This is a genomic window from Erwinia plantamica, assembly GCF_043420595.1.
GTDB lineage: Bacteria > Pseudomonadota > Gammaproteobacteria > Enterobacterales > Enterobacteriaceae > Erwinia > Erwinia aeris.
Genome location: NZ_JBGCUC010000004.1, coordinates 124,555 through 142,398, shown reverse-complemented (window position 1 = coordinate 142,398; position 17,844 = coordinate 124,555). Strand labels below are relative to the sequence as shown.

14 protein-coding genes are annotated in these 17,844 nt (G+C 56.2%); 4 read left to right on the top strand and 10 right to left on the bottom strand.

Annotated elements, in window-relative coordinates; all coding sequences use genetic code 11:
- Positions 1–158 precede the first annotated feature (158 nt).
- Complete coding sequence (locus AB3U87_RS05350; protein ID WP_394148651.1) at positions 159–869, top strand: hypothetical protein; 711 nt, start codon at positions 159–161, stop codon at positions 867–869.
- A 143-nt stretch (positions 870–1,012) separates the two neighbouring features.
- Here AB3U87_RS05350 and AB3U87_RS05345 read toward each other — a convergent pair whose 3' ends face one another.
- Positions 1,013–3,385, bottom strand: a complete 2,373-nt coding sequence (locus AB3U87_RS05345; RefSeq protein WP_301250871.1) for a membrane-bound PQQ-dependent dehydrogenase, glucose/quinate/shikimate family — start codon at positions 3,383–3,385, stop codon at positions 1,013–1,015.
- Between the two features lie 506 nt (positions 3,386–3,891).
- Positions 3,892–5,043: a glycosyltransferase family 4 protein gene (locus tag AB3U87_RS05340; protein ID WP_394148650.1), complete on the bottom strand. Its 1,152-nt coding sequence runs from the start codon at positions 5,041–5,043 to the stop codon at positions 3,892–3,894.
- 999 nt (positions 5,044–6,042) lie between these two features.
- Between AB3U87_RS05340 and AB3U87_RS05335 the strand changes: the two genes are divergently transcribed.
- The gene (locus AB3U87_RS05335; protein ID WP_394148649.1) at positions 6,043–6,939 is read left to right on the top strand and encodes a LysR family transcriptional regulator; all 897 of its coding nucleotides are present in this window, start codon (positions 6,043–6,045) and stop codon (positions 6,937–6,939) included.
- A 60-nt stretch (positions 6,940–6,999) separates the two neighbouring features.
- Here AB3U87_RS05335 and AB3U87_RS05330 read toward each other — a convergent pair whose 3' ends face one another.
- From AB3U87_RS05330 to AB3U87_RS05300, 7 genes are all read right to left on the bottom strand, one after another.
- Positions 7,000–8,649 carry a methyl-accepting chemotaxis protein gene (locus AB3U87_RS05330; RefSeq protein ID WP_253454265.1) on the bottom strand — a complete coding sequence of 550 codons (1,650 nt, stop codon included), beginning with the start codon at positions 8,647–8,649 and terminating at the stop codon, positions 7,000–7,002.
- Between the two features lie 105 nt (positions 8,650–8,754).
- Complete coding sequence (locus tag AB3U87_RS05325) at positions 8,755–9,285, bottom strand: PadR family transcriptional regulator (RefSeq protein WP_253454266.1); 531 nt, start codon at positions 9,283–9,285, stop codon at positions 8,755–8,757.
- A gap of 64 nt (positions 9,286–9,349) precedes the next feature.
- Entirely contained in the window at positions 9,350–10,132 is a 783-nt protein-coding gene (locus AB3U87_RS05320; RefSeq protein WP_253460984.1) for a siderophore-interacting protein, read from the bottom strand.
- Between the two features lie 257 nt (positions 10,133–10,389).
- Positions 10,390–11,706, bottom strand: coding sequence for a PQQ-dependent sugar dehydrogenase (locus tag AB3U87_RS05315; protein WP_394148646.1), 1,317 nt, complete (start codon positions 11,704–11,706; stop codon positions 10,390–10,392).
- Between the two features lie 9 nt (positions 11,707–11,715).
- Entirely contained in the window at positions 11,716–12,141 is a 426-nt protein-coding gene (locus AB3U87_RS05310; RefSeq protein ID WP_253454268.1) for a DUF2231 domain-containing protein, read from the bottom strand.
- A 117-nt stretch (positions 12,142–12,258) separates the two neighbouring features.
- Positions 12,259–12,972: a GNAT family N-acetyltransferase gene (locus AB3U87_RS05305; protein ID WP_301729575.1), complete on the bottom strand. Its 714-nt coding sequence runs from the start codon at positions 12,970–12,972 to the stop codon at positions 12,259–12,261.
- A 72-nt stretch (positions 12,973–13,044) separates the two neighbouring features.
- A complete protein-coding gene (locus AB3U87_RS05300; protein ID WP_253454270.1) occupies positions 13,045–13,473 on the bottom strand; it encodes a thiol-disulfide oxidoreductase DCC family protein in 429 nt (142 codons plus the stop codon).
- 110 nt (positions 13,474–13,583) lie between these two features.
- Here AB3U87_RS05300 and AB3U87_RS05295 point away from each other — a divergent pair, with 110 nt between their 5' ends.
- Positions 13,584–15,353, top strand: a complete 1,770-nt coding sequence (locus tag AB3U87_RS05295) for a sensor domain-containing diguanylate cyclase (protein WP_253454271.1) — start codon at positions 13,584–13,586, stop codon at positions 15,351–15,353.
- Positions 15,354–15,454: 101 nt separating this feature from the next.
- Here AB3U87_RS05295 and AB3U87_RS05290 read toward each other — a convergent pair whose 3' ends face one another.
- A complete protein-coding gene (locus tag AB3U87_RS05290) occupies positions 15,455–16,846 on the bottom strand; it encodes an NAD-dependent succinate-semialdehyde dehydrogenase (RefSeq protein WP_394148645.1) in 1,392 nt (463 codons plus the stop codon).
- A gap of 116 nt (positions 16,847–16,962) precedes the next feature.
- Here AB3U87_RS05290 and ptrR point away from each other — a divergent pair, with 116 nt between their 5' ends.
- Positions 16,963–17,826, top strand: coding sequence for a putrescine utilization regulator PtrR (gene ptrR, locus AB3U87_RS05285; RefSeq protein WP_253454273.1), 864 nt, complete (start codon positions 16,963–16,965; stop codon positions 17,824–17,826).
- Positions 17,827–17,844: the final 18 nt, after the last annotated feature.

Below are 17,844 nucleotides of genomic sequence, written 5' to 3'. Positions count from 1 at the left end.
TCCTTTTTCATTCTTCTCTCGCCGCAATAATATAGCGGCGGGACAGAAAAAGGAGTTCTGCTATGTTTTACGATCGCGTTGCGTTAAGGAAATCGCCGCTCGTGTCCGGGAAGGAAAAACGAGCGCGCGCAAGGGCAAAATCACAGGGAGGAGAGCCGATGAGCAGGCAGGTTAACCGTTTTGACCGGCTGGAACAGGATACGCATCAGATAAAGCTCAATTTAGCGATATTAACCGAGCGGGCCGAAACTTTCGTTACTAAAAACGATTTTAACGCGCTGGCCTCGCGTGCCGATAACTTCGCCACTAAAAGCGATATTCACGAGCTGGCTTCGCAAGCCGAAACGAATACGATTAAAAGCGACCTACAGACGCTGATTGCGCGTGCCGACACCTTTGCGACTAAAAGCGATATTCGCGAGCTGGCTACGCGAGCCGAAATGCACGCTGTCAAAAGCGATCTGCAGGTACTGGCTAAACGCGCCGACACCTTTGCTACCAAGAGCGATCTGCAGGTGCTGGCTGAACGCGCCGACACCTTCGCCACTAAAAGCGATCTGCAGGTGCTGACTGAACGCGCCGACACCTTTGCCACTAAAAGCGATCTGCAGGTGCTGGCTGAACGCGCCGACACCTTCGCCACCAAAAGCGCTCTGCAGGTGATGGCTGAACGTATGGAGACCTTTGCCACCAAAAGCGATATCCTCGGACTGGCTACGCGTGAAGAGCTGGCTGAGGTCAGGAACGATCTGAACCTGTTGCGGGTCGAGATGTATAAAGCGCTAACCGGACAGACTAAGTGGCTGACGGCCTGCATGTTTATGGTAGCGATCCTTAGCCTGACTGCTGCAAAGCTGATTTTTGTCTGACGGAGCGGACGTAAAGCTGCGGTTTTTTGCTGGCATAGCGGACGTAAAGCTGCGGTTTTTTGCTGGTGTGACGGTGATGTCGACATCGTTATGAACAAATGAATAACGGACGGCATCCTGCCGTCCGTGTTTTTATTACGCCACTATTGCTTCAGGCGCCAGGCGACAACGCTGTCCCCTGCTTTGGTGCCCAGCGAACCGTGACCGCCTGCGGCGATAATCACATACTGCTTGTTATCCGCGCCCATATAGGTGGCTGGCGTCGCCTGACCACCTGCCGGCAGCTCGGTTTGCCACAGCAGCTCGCCCGTATTGATGTCGTAAGCGCGGAAGAAGTTATCCGCCGTTGCGCCATGGAACACCAGATCGCCCGCCGTAGTCAGCGGCCCGCCGTGCGCCACCATGCCCATAGGGAAGCCAATCGGGAAGCGGCCCGGCAGGAAGGTGGTTTTCAGGTTTTTGGTAGTGCCCACGCGGCGCAGCCATTCGGTTTTACCGGTAGTCAGATCGACACCGACCATACGGCCCCAAGGCGGAGCAATGCACGGGATCCCCAGGCTGGAGGCGAACTGCTGAATATGGATCGCGTAATCCCCTTCAAAGTTCTCGTTCCAGTATGGCGTGCCGTCTTTAGTAAACAGACGTTTGTTTTCCGTTTCCGGGGTACGCTTGATCAGGTTGTACTTGTAAGCCAGACGTACCGGCGAAGCGATCAGAATTTGACGTTCCGGATCGATGGCCACCGAGCCCCAGTTAAATACGCCGATATTGCCGGGGAAGACAATGGTGCCCGCTTCGGTAGAAGGCGTCCACGGGTTGCCGTCATAGCGCATAGATTTAAATTCGATGCGGCAGGCCATCTGATCGAACGGCGTCAGCCCCCACATCGACTTCTCTTTCAGCGGATCCGGGATAAAGTTCAGCGCCGAAACGGGCTGAGTCGGCGAAAACTTCTCGCCCTGCACGCCGCCTGTAGTAGAAACATCTACCTGATTAACAGGATAGACGGCCTGACCGGTCAACCGGTTCAGTACAAACAGGTTGCCGGTTTTGGTTGGCAGGATCACCACTGGCTGACGGCTGCCCTGATAGTCGATATCCAGCAGCGAAGGCTGGGAAGGATTATCACGATCCCACAGGTCGTTTTTGGATGACTGGAAGCGCCATTTAAAGGCACCGGTTTTTAAATCCAGCGCTACCAGGGTATCGCGGAACTTCTCTGTATTGCTGTTAGCGTCGCGGCGATTGCCCAGCTCGTCTGGCGATGCGTTGCCGAACGGCACGTACACCAGGCCATTTTTCAAATCGGCGCTCAGCGTAGCCCACGCAACCGGCGTGTCCTGAGGATAGGTCTGGCCTGCCGGCAGCGGCTGCGTCTGCTGCGGATTAGCCGGATCGAAGTTCCAGACCAGGCGACCACTGGTGACGTCATAAGCACGAATAACGCCGGATGGGTTACCGCTGTTAAAGCCGTTATCCATCACCGAGCCACCAACGATCACCAGGTTACCTGCAACCAGCGGTGCAGCGGTCTGCATCAGCGCGTGTGGACGAATGTTGCCCATATTCGCACGCAAATCAACGATGCCGTTTTCGCCAAAGTCAGCGCATGGCTTGCCGCTGTCCGCATCCAGCGCGATCAGCTTAGCGTCGGTCGTCGCGTTAAAAATGCGCTTGCGGCACATGGCCGGCGCTTCTGCTGCTGACGCTGGCTGCGCTTCTGGCGCATAATAGCTGACGCCGCGACAGGTCTGGTGCTGCTGCAGATAAGAACGATCTTTCGCAGGCTGATATTTCCACTTCAGCTCGCCGGTTTCCGGATTCAGCGCGTGAACTTCATTATGCGGCGTACAGAAATAAACGGTGTTGTTCACCTTCAGCGGCGTGGCTTCAAAAGTGTACTCCGTCGCATCCTTTTCGGTGCGCAGATCGCCGGTGTGATAGGTCCAGGCCACTTCCAGATTACTGACGTTATCCTTAGTGATCTGCTTCAGATCGGAGAAGCGCAGGCCGTTGCTGGTGCCGCCGTAGGCCGTCCAGTCATTGCTCGCCACGGCGGTATCAACCGGGGTGCGTTTGTTGGTCAGCTTGCCTGCCTGCGGATAAGGGTCATAGAAAGCCAGACCGATAACGAGAGCGATAATAACGATAACTGTCGTGCCGAGAAAAGGATGGAAGCCGGCAGGTTTAGCTGCGCCCTGCGCTTTTGACAACGGGCGTACAATCCAGGGTAAAGCCAGCCAGACGCCGAGCAGGCCAATAATGTCGCCGCGCGGGATCCACTGCCACTTATCAAAACCAACCTCATAAATGGTCCAGGCGACCACCAGCCACATTAAAATTGCATAAATCGACAGCGCAATTTTTTTATTTTTGAACAGCGCAATAGCCGTCAGCAACAGGCCAATCGCTATCACCACATAGAATGGCGACCCGCCCAACAGCAGCAATTTCCCACCCATGTAAAGCATAGCAATACCGACGATTGCTATAACAATACTCGTTAGCTTTATCATTTTCGTCTCTCGAATTAACCACAGGGATAGTTGATTTCAAATTACAATTACGCAACGTAAAATTAACCAAATTCAGTCAAAAAGAAAATACCATTTAATTAATGTATTTTAGGTGATAATTCAGGAGCGGAAGGATTATGTCGCGTACGCATTGCTGTCTGCATAAAGCGGGTAGTTCAGTTATGCGTTGTTGAGTGCATAAAGCGGGCATAACGGGTACGCATTACTCAGTGCATAAAGCAGGCATTTCAGGTATGCGTTGCTGAGTGCATAAAGCAGGCATTTAAGGTAGGCATAACTGAGTGCATAAAGCAGGCATTCCGGGTACGCATCACTGAGTGCATAAAGCAGGCATTCCGGATACGCATTACTGAGTGCATAAAGCAGGCATTTAAAGCGCGGAAATCGTCAGCGTTTGTTTATTGCGCATGCTGAAAAGGGATAAGGCGGCGTTGTACAGACCGGGAGACTGAGCATGCTCCCGGCGTTGTTTAAGCGTGGTGAGGTTATTTGCTGTAAAGCTTCTTCAGCCTGGCCTGATACGCTTCTACGTTATGCTCAGACTGGATCCTGGCGATAGCCGCATTGGCTTTATCGTGGATCTGTTCAGGATGGCGAATAATATCCTCAATAATGTTTTTCATGCGGTCGACCGTTTTACGACGCAGAGCATCGCGCTCTTGCAGAGAAGTAATGGCATAGTCGCAATCGTCGTTCAGCGGATGGCTAATCAACCAGCCCGCCTCTTGCGGATTGATTTCCGGCAGCGCACGCACGTTAGTGGTGATCACCGGACAGCCGCAGGACTGCATCTCCAGCACGGAAAACCCATAGGTTTCAGCCCAGGTTGGCAGCAGGCCGACATCCGCTTTTTGCAGCAGCTGCATCACTTTATCATTCGGCATGGCGCTGTGATGCTCGAAAAGATCGTAGCGGGCAATGGTCGCTTCCGTCTCACGGGCAAACGCCGGATCGTCCTGATAAGGGCCGAACGCGTAGTTGTTCGTTTTCTCAAGATCGCCTATCAGCGTAACTTTGATTTGTTCCGGCTGGATAGCGTTGGCGGCCAGCAGTTCGCCGAAGGCCTGCACGATTTCGCCGCCGCCTTTGCGATAAAAGTCTTTGCCAATAAAAACAAAATGAACCGGGTCGGCGGCATTACGCGCCGGTCGCTCGGTCATATAGAGCTTTTGCGGCGGATGCATAACCACCATCTTGTCGCGCAGCACGCGCGACAGCTCCGGGCTGTCGTTGAACAGCTTCATTTCCATCTTATAGGCCGCGCCGGAAAGCGCGATCAGCGCTAAACAATTATTGGCTGTCAGCGCTGAAGAGAGCCGTTGCAGCTTTGCGCGATTGTCCTCTTTGCTGCCGTTTTTAGGCGGCAGGATGCGTGGCAGCTCGGTTTCAAACGTCGCCACCCATTTACGGTCGGTTATTGCTATCTCGTTGAAAACGTGAAAGACATCAATGTTTTTTTTCTGCGAACCGACCAGCGGCCGAAACAGGAAAATTTTGTCTTTTTTAAGAAACTTCATGTTCAGAAGATTTATATAAGAATAAATATTCTTGTTTTTGAAGTTCACATATTCCACGTCAGCATCAACAATTATCGTCCGTTTCTCCGGGTAGTTATCGTTAGATACGCCGACTCTCATACCGCCACCTCATAGAAAATAATGCTAACCGCACTGAGTAATGTTATTAGAATTCAAATTTGCCCTGGTATTCATTCCATGACGCCCCGGTACTCCATCACATCGGCCGTCGCAAGTAAATACAGGCATATTCTTAATATCAAAACTGGCAAAATAGTTGCTGCTAAAAGCGGTGATGCTTACGCAGGCAATAGTTAATATTTAGTTAAAATTTGTCGTCAATCTGGCGAAGCACCCCGGTTAATACTGGCTGCAACAATATACACAGAAAGACACCAGATGAAATAAAATATTACATTTACCGTCTCATATTTTTTTCTGAAAAGTAAGAAGCCAGGCATCACGGGCCTGTTGGCGCATTGCGGCCTCCTTCTCTGACACAACAACTCTATCCGACACGTAAAATAGAGGCCAGCCTTAATCAGAAAAAAGTAAACAAAAGGTTAACAAAATTGAGTGAGATCAATAAAAATATAACAGCCGCTTATATAAGATTTGGTCGACCCGAACCGGACCAGGACTTTTCTTCTGCCCTACATTTAAAGTATTAGTATTTGTAAAAATGATGTCCGGTTAATATCTGCGCCACTGCCGCTTTTATTTGCTCACCTGAGATAGCTTGTAGCGATTTTGTAATTAAGATAGTTCTGTTTTCATCGAGAGCACTTTCTGGATTGCGCCGAATTTCCCGGGCAAAAAGAGAGGTAAAAAACAGGGTAACTGAATAAGAAATTTCTGATTAAAAAAACGCCGGGGCAACATTCAGATTAGCGGAAAAAAGCGCTTAAAAAGTACCAATAATGACCAGAATAAAGCGAAAATGCCGCACGCGCGACGGATTCAAAAACCTGGCCCGCTTTTGCCGTAAAGATAAGCCTGCCTTTTTTGCAGTGCTTTGATTTAATTTAGAATTACTCAGGTGAATGGCAGGAAGCCGTCGCACCCCGGCCCCAGCCAGGTTACACTTGGTTCCCTGCCTTGTTCACCTCTGAGATAGCCATGCTGAAAGAAAATTTTAACGACCTTATCTCGCTGATGGTGATCGCTCACGAGAGAAGCTTTACCCGCGCGGCGGCCAGGCTGGGCGTTTCCCAGTCCGCTTTAAGCCATGCCATACGCGGGCTGGAGGAGCGGCTGCAGCTGCGTCTGTTAACCCGAACCACGCGCAGCGTCGCCCCTACCGAAGCGGGCGAACGCCTGATAAAAACCATTGGCCCGCACCTTGAAGAGATTGAAAACGAGCTGGCTGCCCTGCATGAACTGCGCGACAGGCCGTCAGGCAATATTCGCCTTAACGTGGGCGAGCACGCCCTTACCTTCGCCCTGTGGCCCGCAGTAGAACAGTTTTTACAGGCGTGGCCGGAAGTGAATATCGAAATTATGTCCGATAATTCCCTGACGGATATCGTCAGCGGCCGTTTTGACGCGGGCGTACGGCTGGGCGAACAGGTTGCAAAGGATATGATTGCCGTCAGGATCGGGCCGGACTGGCGGATGGTTGTAGTGGGCTCGCCCGCTTATTTCGCTCGCTACGGCAGGCCCGCTACGCCACAGGATCTGCAGCAGCACAACTGCATCAATATGCGCCTGCCGACCATGGGCAGTATCTATGCCTGGGAGTTTGCCAAAGCGCAGCGCGAAATCCGCGTGAAGGTGGACGGCCAGCTGACGCTGAATAATCTGCAAACCCGAATTAAAGCTGCCGTGGCAGGGATTGGCCTGGCGATGGTGCCTGAGGATACCGTTGAGGAAGCGGTTAAGGCAGGCCAGCTGGAAAAGGTGCTGGAAGAGTGGTGCGCGCCTTTTCCGGGCTATTACCTGTACTACCCCAGCCGCCGCCAGCATACCTCCGCCTTTGCGAAGTTTGTTGAGGCGGTTCGCTACAGCGAGATCTGACGGCAAACGCAAAGGCCCGAAGACAGATCGGGCCTTAGATTAATAACGTTTAAACGCCGGTCAGAAGGCTTCCCAGTTATCCGTTGAGGCGGTCGCCAGCACCGGCGATTTCAGCGCTGTCACGCCAGAACGACGGGCTACCTCTTTCCTGCCGGCCAGGCGAAACACGGCTACCGCTTCGTTCAGGCGAGCGGCCTGCTCTTCCAGCGAGGCGGCGGCTGAAGAAGATTGCTCCACCAGTGCGGCGTTCTGCTGCGTCACCTGATCGAGTTCCGACACCGCGATGCCGACCTGACTGATGCCCCGGCTCTGCTCCTCAGAGGCAGAGGAGATCTCATCCATGATATCGCGTACCTGCTGTACCGAGCTAAGGATACCGCTCATTGACTCTTCCGCCTGTCCGGCCAGCCGGGAACCGTTGTCAACGCGGGCCGAGGATTCAGCGATCAGCGCGTTGATATCTTTCGCCGCTACGGCGCTGCGCTGCGCCAGGTTGCGCACTTCTCCCGCCACCACCGCAAAGCCACGGCCGTTTTCGCCAGCGCGGGCGGCTTCTACCGCCGCGTTCAGCGCCAGAATATTGGTCTGGAAAGCGATGCTTTCAATTACGCCGGTGATTTCCGCGATTTTTTTAGAGCTTTCCTGCAGCCCAAAGATGCTTTTTATCACGCCGTCCACGATAGCGCCGCCCTTCTCCGCCGTTTGCGCGGCAGAAAGCGCCAGCTTCGCCGCCTGATGCGAATTGTCCGCGTTCTGCTTCACCGTGGCGGTGATCTGTTCCATGCTGGCGGCGGTTTGCTCCAGCGAGGCTGCCTGCTCTTCCGTACGGGATGAGAGATCGTTGTTGCCCGCCGCAATTTCGCTGACGCCGGTTAAAATCGTATCTGCGCCGTTGCGCACGTTACCCACGGTTTTCACCAGCGACTGTTGCATTACCGCCAGGCCGGAAAGCAGATGGCCCATCTCGTTACGGGCGCGCGGATCGACCGCTATCTGCTCCGTCAGATCGCCCTGTTCAATAGCGTTGATATGCCCCAGCGCGCGCGCCAGCGGCTGGATCAGCACGCGTTTGATCACCGACCAGCTCACGATCACAGCGCTCAGCACCACCAGCAAAATAGCGCCCATCAGCCACAGCATCTGCGTGAATACCTGCTTGCTTTCAGCGGAGGTGGTCTTTGACAGCTGGCCAACGGCGGCGCGCCAGCGATCGTAATCGCCCTGCATAATCTTCTGGTTGCCCGCAACGTTAATGCTGAACAGGCCGGTTAAATCGCGGCGTGAAGCGATTTCCATCAGCTGATTAAGCTGTCCGGCGTACGCCTGGTAGCTTTGCGCCAGCCTGCTGTTAAGCGTGGCATCAAGTCCGGGAATAACCGGCCCGTTCTGGTAGTTTTTAAAATCGCGATCGGCCAGCGCCAGCTGCGCTTTGCCGTGCGCGACCATACCGCCCACTACGCTGCTGGTCGGCCCCTCTTTTTGCAGCCAGATCACCACGCGGTTAACGTCCGCACGCGCCGCGTTAAGTTCATACCAGGCATTGGTCAGCGCGGTCACCTGATCGCTGGCCGTCGAGGCGGTTTCGAAGCTCTCTTTATTGTGATCCAGCGCGCTGAGGAAGAGGATGCCAGCGACAAGCTGTAGGGTGCCGAAGGCAATGATCGTGCTGAGCAAGAACGAGGAGGTTTTGATTCGGGAAAAAACGGACATAGCCACACCTGATTATTGTTTCAGAAGCGACTTATATCGGCAAAGTTACCGGTAACATTAGAAAAAAAACGTGATTATTTATGTTGATAGCCAAACGGCCCTGTATCAGCTGCGCTCGATTTTACGCGCGGCTTCATCCAGCGCATCAATGATGTCGTGCAGCGTCTGCTGCGGCAGCGCCGACTGGGAAAGGCGCATATTCAGCGCCATACGCATATTGTTGATGGCCCGCTCCACTTCCGGAATGCTGCGGTTATTGACGAGGATCGCCATCGAGCTGAGTCGGTTAATGATGTCATGCAGCATTTCCTGCCCTTCTGCCAGCTGGCGCTCTCCTTCCCGGGTCAGGCTATAGGCCTTGCGCGCCGCCTGCGGATCGCGGGATTCAATGCATTCCATTTCCTCCAGCAGCGTCAGGTTGGGATAAATAATGCCGGGGCTGGGGCTGTATTCGCCTTTGGATAGCTCTTCAATCGTCTTGATTAGCTCGTAGCCGTGTGCGGCGCCCTGCGCGATAAAGTGCAGCAGCAGCAGGCGTACGTCGCTGGCGTCCAGCATCTTTTCGCGCCGTTTTCTCCGCGCGGCGCTGGCCGGGCCGCCGGATAAGTCATATTGAGAACTGCGCTGTGATTTCATCGCCTGCCCGAGCCTGTTTGAAGGGGATTGATAGTAAGTTAGCCCCCTGAAAAATACAACAACCCTACTTATCGTGCCAGTAAGCCACTGCACGGACGAAATCGGCGTCGCGCTCGCGCTTGCCGATAAAGTAGTCGCTGAGCTGCTTCACCGCCGCGCCTTCGCCCGTCAGCCAGATAAAGTAGTCGTCCGTCGGTAAGGCAACCTTATCCAGGTCGGCGATAAGCGATCCGACGCCAGCCTGCATTTTGCCGCTACCCAGCCAGACGATTTCCACGTTTGGCGGATCGCCAAGATAGGCTTTGCCCTGCGCTGCGTCGACAAAGGCATAAAGCCTTACCGGCCTGTCGCCAAGCGAGGTCAGCCGTCGTTTGAACGCGGGCAGCCCCGTTTCATCGCAGACGTAAAGCTGGAAAGCGTAATCCTCCGGCACGATCAGCGAGCCGCGCGGGCCGCCGATAGCCAGCCTGTCGCCAGGGTGCGCCGTAACGGCCCAGTCGCTGGCTACGCCCGACTCGTGCAGATAAAAATCCAGCGTCAGCCTGTTTTTCTGCGCGTTAAAGTACAGCGGCGTGTAGTCGCGCGCCAGCGGACGAATGCCGTCTTTCCAGACGATGCCCTCTTCCGTGACCTGGGGCAGATAAAGCTCGCCGGTGGCGGGATCCGGGAAAAAGACCTTAACGTGATCGTCGAAGCCCGCCGAATTAAAACCGGCCAGCGCTTCGCCGCCGAACTCAATGCGGTAGAAGCTGTTGGCGACGAAAGTTTTCGCAATCACTTCTACCGGACGAAAACGCAGTTCATTTCTTACGCGACGGGGAGCGCGACCTGTTTTTTCGGTCAAAATAATTCTCCTGACGGGGGCTGGCCCGTAATAGTAAACCGTAATTATTCTCAATAGCGGAGGAAAATATATCTATGATATATCTTAACCGCAAGCGGATATTTGCTCAGCGTCTGACCACCCGCACAAATAGTCCCTGGAAAACCGCGCAAAAAAAGCCGCCGGGCAGAATGCCGGGCGGCTTGATAGTGATGACAAATTTAAAAGGACGCGCCGCCGTTTTTACAGCGCCACCACGGCGGCAGAGGTTGATAATAAAGTTAAGGCGCAGTCGCGCCGGTGACGCGCCAGACCACGTTTCCGGCATCGTCGGCAATCATCAGGCCGCCCTGTTTATCCATGGTCAGGCCTACCGGCAGGCCGCGAACCGATTTTTGATCGTCAGTGAGGAAGCCGGTGACCACCGGCTCTGGCTGACCCTGCGGCATACCGTTGCGGAAGGCGACCCACACCACCTGATAGCCGTTCAGCGGCTTGCGGTTCCAGCTGCCGTGCTCGCTGACAAAAGCGCCGCCACGGTATTTCTCCGGCAGGTTGGTGCCGGTATAGAACCACAGTCCCAGCGGCGCCACGTGCGAGCTGAGCGCATAGTCAGGCTTAATCGCTTTTTTCACCAGATCCGGGCGCGGCGGCTGCACGCGTTCGTCCACGTGCTGGCCGAAATAGCTGTAAGGCCAGCCGTAAAAGCCACCTTCCTGTACCGAAGTCAGGTAGTCCGGCACCAGATCGGCACCGATTTCATCGCGCTCGTTAACGATGGCCCACAGCTTGCCGGTTTGCGGCTCCCACTGCATCCCGGTGGGGTTGCGCAGCCCGCTGGCGTAGATCCGGCTGGCGCCGCTAGCCGCATCGACTTCCAGGATGTCGGCCCGACGATACTCCGCGCCGATGCCGTTTTCAGTGATATTACTGTTGGAGCCGACGCCAACATAGAGTTTGCTGCCGTCCGGGCTGGCCAGCAGCGACTTGGTCCAGTGATGGTTAATAGGCCCGCCCGGCAGCTCGGTCAGCTCGGTGCCGGGATCGGTAATCTTCGTCGCGCCGCTCTCATACCGATATTTCATCAGCGAGTCGGCATTCGCCACATACAGCGTGTCGCCGATCAGCTGCACGCCAAACGGCGAACGCAGGTTTTCCAGGAAAGGATATTTTTGCCAGCTTTTGCCGTCGCTGCTGCGCAGCAGCGTAATGCGATTGCCGCCGGCGCCGCCCTTGCCGGAGGCCTTTTGAACCAGACCGGTCACCAGCTGCTTCGGCTGGCTGGTCGGCGCTGCCGGAGCGCTGCCTTCCACCACCAGGATATCGCCGTTTGGCAACGTGTAGAGCTGGCGCGGATGCTGAAAACCGTCCGCAACTTTCTCTATCTTCAGGCCATCCGCGACTTTGGGCTTTTCACCCTCCTTCCATGACGTACCGTTCGGGACCTTCATGGGCGGGACAAGGAAGTTTTTTGCCGTCGGCAGCTCCGGATTTGCACCGGTTTGCTTTGCAGGATCGATTTTAGCGCCGTCGTCACAGCCGGCGAGCAGCAGCGAAACCGATACGGCCAGCAGTGAGAGTGTGGTTGACGTTTTCATAACTCCTCCTTAAGCGGTGCGATCGCGCACGGCGAGCTGCACGTTGGCGAACAACATCAGAACCACCGCCAGGGTGGAGAGAATAACGCCGGCAGGCACTACGGCCCACGCGTCGCGGCTGTGTATAAACGCGTTAAAGATTTCCAGGATAATAGCCAGCAGATAAGCCCAAAAATGCACTTTTATCGCCGATCCCTGCGGATAAGAGACGCCTACCCAAACCTGCACAAGGTTAATCAGGCGAGGAATAATCGCGATTATCAACCCGATAGCGATCAGCCAGCTCGCCGCCTGCGTCCAGAAGATTTCGGTACTGTAGAGATAAATAATGTCGAAGATCCAGCCCGCCACAAAAAAGCCGAGCGGGACAGGATGAAACAGCGAATAAACGGCCACCGCAAAAGTCGAATGGCGGGATGTTACCTGGGAAGTCATTTACCGGCTCCTTAAACAGGGAAAATGCGCGCGGCCCGAAAGCAATGCGGCAGCGCAGACTGTAAAAGGTTAGTAAAGTTAATGACTTCTTGTTTAATAATATGAAGAAAATTAGGATTATGCCCGCTGCTGGCGTAAATCGGCCAGCGAATGCCGCTGCACGCCTGCCGCGTCAAAATTGCTGACGTCCAGCCAACGCTCAAAGGCTTCGCGCAGCGCGGGCCATTCTTTATCAATAATGGAAAACCAGGCGGTATCGCGGCTGCGACCCTTATAGACGATGGCCTGACGGAACAGCCCTTCATAGCGAAAGCCGAGGCGCTCCGCTGCCCGCCGCGAAGGCGCGTTGAGGCTGTCGCACTTCCATTCGTATCGACGATAGCCCAGCCGATCGAAGGCGTAACGCATCAACAGAAAATGGCTTTCGGTAGAGAGCGGCGTGCGCTTCAACGCGGGCGAAAAGGTCACGTATCCCACCTCCATCACGCCGTGCGCTGGCTCAATTCTCATCAGCGCCAGCGTGCCGACCGCGCGGCCGCTTTGTCGATCGATTACGGCGAAATGCAGCGGATCGCGGCTGGCTTCGGCCCGGGCAAGATAGTCGCGAAGCTCCTCCGCGTTAAAAGGGCCGGCAGGCAAATAAGTCCAGTCCCGATCGTCTTCGGCGCTGCGCCACGCGGCCAGCAGATCCTCATAGTGACGGGCGCTTTCCAGCGGCTCCAGCACGCAGAAGCGCCCCGCCAGCGCCATACGTTCAGGCAAAGGGCGCGGCGTCCATTCGGGAAGCGGTTCACCAACCGGCTGTTGAAATTCATTTAATCGCACGGACAATTTTCACCTCAGGCAATAACTACGTTGATTTTCCAGCATAACCTGCCGCACAACGAAAGCCAGTAGTGTTTGTTACCTGTCGATAAACCGGCCCGGATAGTCCGCCGGCGGTTTTTGTCGCTCATTAAATCGGCCAAACAGCCGATAACGGTTTTGTGCGATCAGATTGTAGCAGCGGTCGCTGATGAACTTTGGACAGAAGCGCAGTACCGAAAGCGCTCGCCACGGCCACGGCAGCCCAAGCATAACGCGGAAAATAGCGTCGGCGCGCAGATAAACCTGCCCCCGTTCAAGCAGCACAATGGTATTGATTTCGTCAGGCGACATACCGGCGGCTTTCAGCAGGGATTTGCCTTTTTCAGTCTGAACCGCGGCCAGGCGTACGGTGCGGCGCCTGTCATAGCGCAGCAGAAAATTGACCCAGCCGTTACAGAGTTTGCACACGCCGTCATAGAGCACAATGCGCTCCTGCGACGGCAGAGTTTCAGCAGTATCGGACATAGCATCACCAAAGTCAGATAAAAATAAAAAGCCGCTTGTATGCGACCAGACCTTAAGCCTGGCCTGAAAAGCGGCATACATCCATTTTGAATCGTTTCAGGAACACCAGAATGCCGACTCCTCAAGGCGAAACCCGCTACCAGCTGGCGTTAGAGATGCTGACAGCAGACGACGCGGGACGGGATGAAATTCTCAGCAAGTTCACCCGGCTCACCAGCGAGCTGCTGAATATTCCCGGTAGCTTCGTGTCGATTATGAACGAGCACCAGCAATACATTAAGGCGGCGCGGAATTTCTCGCTACAGCAAAGCTCGCTGGAAGACGCGCTCTGTCGGCACACGCTCGCCAGCGGCGAAGTCATGGTCTGTCCCGACACCCATCTGGACGAACGGTTTAAGGCGCACCCGCTGATCAAGGACTCGCCCTATATCCGTTTTTACGCGGGCGCGCCGCTGAAAATGCGCGACGGCGCCATTGTCGGCACCCTGTGTGTTACGGACGTGCTGCCGCATATTTTCACTGAGGAACAGGTGAAGCTGCTGGAGCTGCTGGCGGAGATCATGACCGCCTGGCTGGACGCCTGGTATCACACCAGCCTGCGTGACGTTGTCACTCTTTTGCCCAATCGTCAGAGCCTGCTGCGTGATTTGGAGCAGCTGGAGGATGGCGGCATTATTCAGCCCTACAGCCTGGTACTGATTGACTGCATTGATATGGCACGCGCCTACGACATCGCCCGCGCGCTGGGGATGTATGCGCTGGAAGCTCTGCTGCAAAACATCGCCGCCCTGCTGCGTACGCGCCTGCAGCTCAGAGACGATGACCGGCTTTATACCGTGTCGAAAGGCCGGTTTGCGCTGCTTTCCGCCGGTAAAACGTCCGGCTGGCCAAAACAGCTGAGCGAAAAGCTGGGTCAGGTACGCGCGCGTATAGGCGAAGAGATTGCTATCGATCTGACTCTTCACCTGGGCGAAGTCTCTTTTGCGCCTGCGCTCTGCCCGCCGGTTGAAGCGCTGCGGCGCGGCGTCAGCGCGCTGCATGAGGCTATCGGCCAGGGCCTGCCCTACGCCGCTTTCGATCTGGAGAGCGATAACCGCCGCAAGCTGGATTTTCTGCTGCTGCACGATCTGGCGGAAGCGCTGCGCAGCGAAGGCGGGCTTTATCTGGTTTATCAGCCGCAGATCTCGTTGCACAGCGGCCTGCCGGTAGGCATGGAGGCGCTGCTGCGCTGGCAGCATCCCCGCCTCGGCAACCTGCCGCCGTTACAGTTTCTGCCGCTGGCGGAGCAAACCAACCTGATGGCTGGCGTCACCGACTGGGTGATCGTCAGCGTGCTGGCGCAGCTTAAGCTCTGGCGGGCAAAAGGCATTAACCTGCCCGTGTCGGTCAACGTCAGCGTCAGCGATCTGGCCCGTGAAGGCTTTGCCGACTGGCTGGAAAGGATGCTGCTGCGGGCGGGCCTCTCCAGCGATTTGCTGAGTATCGAGTGCCTGGAAACGGAAAAGCTGCTGGAAAGCCCGGATGCGATGCGCGGCCTGAATCAGCTCAAGCTGCGCGGCTTCACGCTGGCACTGGACGATTTCGGCAGCGGCTACAGCAATATTAACTATCTGAAGCGCATTCCAATGGACGTCATCAAGCTGGATCGTTCGCTGATCGCGCCGCTTGCTGCCGACGGCGGCAGCCAGATTGTGGCGCGCCACGTGATAACCATGCTTAAGGAGCTGAACTATATTGTGCTGGCGGAGGGCGTGGAGGATGAGGAAACGCTGCTGATGCTGCGCGGATTCGGCTGTGATGAAATTCAGGGCTACTTTTGCAGTAAACCCCTTCCGGCGGAAGGGGTTGAGCAATGGCTTAAGAGCGGGAAAACGCCTTAGATCAGGCGCCTGCGCAGACGATCGGCTCAGGATGCAGCCCAAAGGGTCAAATCAGGCGCCTGCGCAGACGGACAGCTCAGCGTCCTGCCCAAAGGATCCAATCAGGATTCTGCCCAGACGGTCTGCGCGTTGGTAAATTCCCGAATACCAAAGTGGGACAGCTCGCGACCGTAGCCGCTGTGCTTAACGCCGCCAATCGGCACGCGCGGGTCGGAGAAGCTCGGCGTATTGATAAACATGCCGCCGGTTTCCACCTTCGCGGCCAGCCTGCGGGCTTTCGCCACGTCGCGGCTCCACAGGCTGCCGCCCAGGCCGAACTCGGAGTCGTTAGCCAGCGCAATCGCGTCGTCCGCGTCCTTCGCCACAATCAGCGAAGCAACCGGGCCAAACAGCTCCTGCTTAAAGCTGGTCATGCCGGGTTTGACGTTGCTCAGCACGGTAGGCGCATAGAAGTTCGCCTTGCCCTGCATCACGTGGCCACCCAGCAGGCACTCCGCGCCTTCGGCGATGGTAGCCTGAACCTGAGAATCCAGCTCGTCGCGCAGATCGAAACGGGCCATCGGGCCGATATAGGTCGCCTCGTCACGCGGATCGCCCACCACCAGCTCTTTTACCGCCGCCACGAATTTTTCGCGGAACTCGGCAAAAACGGCCTCCTCCACGATAATCCGCTTAGCAGCCATACAGACCTGGCCGCCGTTCATAAAGCGACCCGCCACCGCGCCTTTCACCGCCGCATCGATATCGGCGTCGGCCAGCACGATAAAGGCATCGGAACCGCCCAGCTCCAGCACGCTTTTCTTCACCGCCGCGCCCGCCAGCGCCGCAATAGCCGCGCCTGCGCGCACGCTGCCGGTCAGGGTCACGGCCGCGATGCGTGAGTCTTTGATAATAGTAGCGACGGCGTCGTTATCGGCATTCAGGACGCTAAACAGTCCCTGCTGCACGCCCGCTTCCGCCAGCACGGATTGCAGCAGCAGCGCGCTGCCCATAATGCTTGGGGCCGGTTTCAGCAGGTAGCTGTTGCCTGCCATAATAATCGGCACCGCGCCGCGCAGCACCTGCCATACCGGGAAGTTCCACGGCATCACGGCCAGGATCGGGCCAATCGGCAGATAGTTGACGTGCGCTTTTTCGTTTTCAACCAGCGTGGCTTCCGGCGCCAGGATTGTTGGCCCCTGTTCCGCATACCATTCGCACAGGCGCGCGCATTTTTCCACTTCGGCCAGGCTCTGGGTAATCGGCTTGCCCATTTCGTCGGTCATCATTTCCGCCAGCGCGCGGGCATGTTTACGCAGGCTGGCCGCCATGTTCAGCAACAGCTGGCTGCGTTCCGCCACCTCGCTGTGACGCCAGTGCTGAAACGCGCCGTGGGCCTGCGCCAGCGCGGTTTCCACCTCGGCGGCGGTAGCGAAAGGCGTCTGGCGAATGATGTCGCCGGTAAAAGGGTTACGGGATACGGCGCCCGCCTGAACTGCTGATGAAGTCGTCATAAGATCCTCCGTCGGCCTCTCAGGCCGGTTGGTGATAGTGACGCTATCTTAGCCTTGCGCATCCTTCCTGAAAAATGAATAATAATGAAAATATCCTGCTCAAAATGAGAATGTTTATGGATCTGACCCAGCTGGAAGTGTTCCGCGCCATCGCGGAAGAAGGCAGCGTGACGGCGGCAGCGGGTAAACTGCACCGCGTTCCTTCTAATATTTCTACCCGCCTGCGCCAGCTGGAGGACGAGCTGGGCACGGCGCTGTTCAGCCGCGAAAAACTGCGCCTGCATATTACCGACGCGGGCCGCACGCTGCTGGATTACGCCAACCGCATCCTGGCACTGACTGAGGAGGCGCGCCTTCAGGTTTCCAGCCAGCATCCTGCCGGCGTCTTTACCCTTGGCGCGATTGAGAGCACCGCCGCGGTGCGGCTGCCGCCGCTGATTGCCCGCTATCATCAGGCCTGGCCGGAGGTAGAGCTGGATCTCTCTACCGGGCCGTCCGGCGCGATGACCGACGGGCTGCTGGCGGGCGAGTTCAGCGCGGTATTTATCGACGGGCCGCCGAAGCATCCGCAGCTGGAAGGCATCCCGGTTTTTAACGAGGAGATGGTGCTGATCTCTTCGCTGAACCATCCGCCGGTCACCTGCGCCAGGGAAATTTCAGGCGCCACTATTTACGCTTTCCGCGCCAACTGCTCCTATCGCCGTCTGTTCGAGAACTGGTTCGCCCGTGAAAACGCGTCGCCCGGCAAGATTTTCGAGATGGAGTCCTATCACGGCATTCTGGCCTGCGTCAGCGCGGGCGCCGGGCTGGCGCTGATCCCGAAAAGTATGCTGGAGAGTATGCCCGGCAGAGACAGCGTCAGCGCCTGGCCGCTGAGCGACAGCATGGGCGAGCTGGCGATCTGGCTGGTGTGGCGCAAAGGCAGCGGCTCCGCCAATCTGCGGGCGATGGTGAAGATGTTAGAAGCCGTGCAGGAGTAATAGCGCTGAACTACGCTT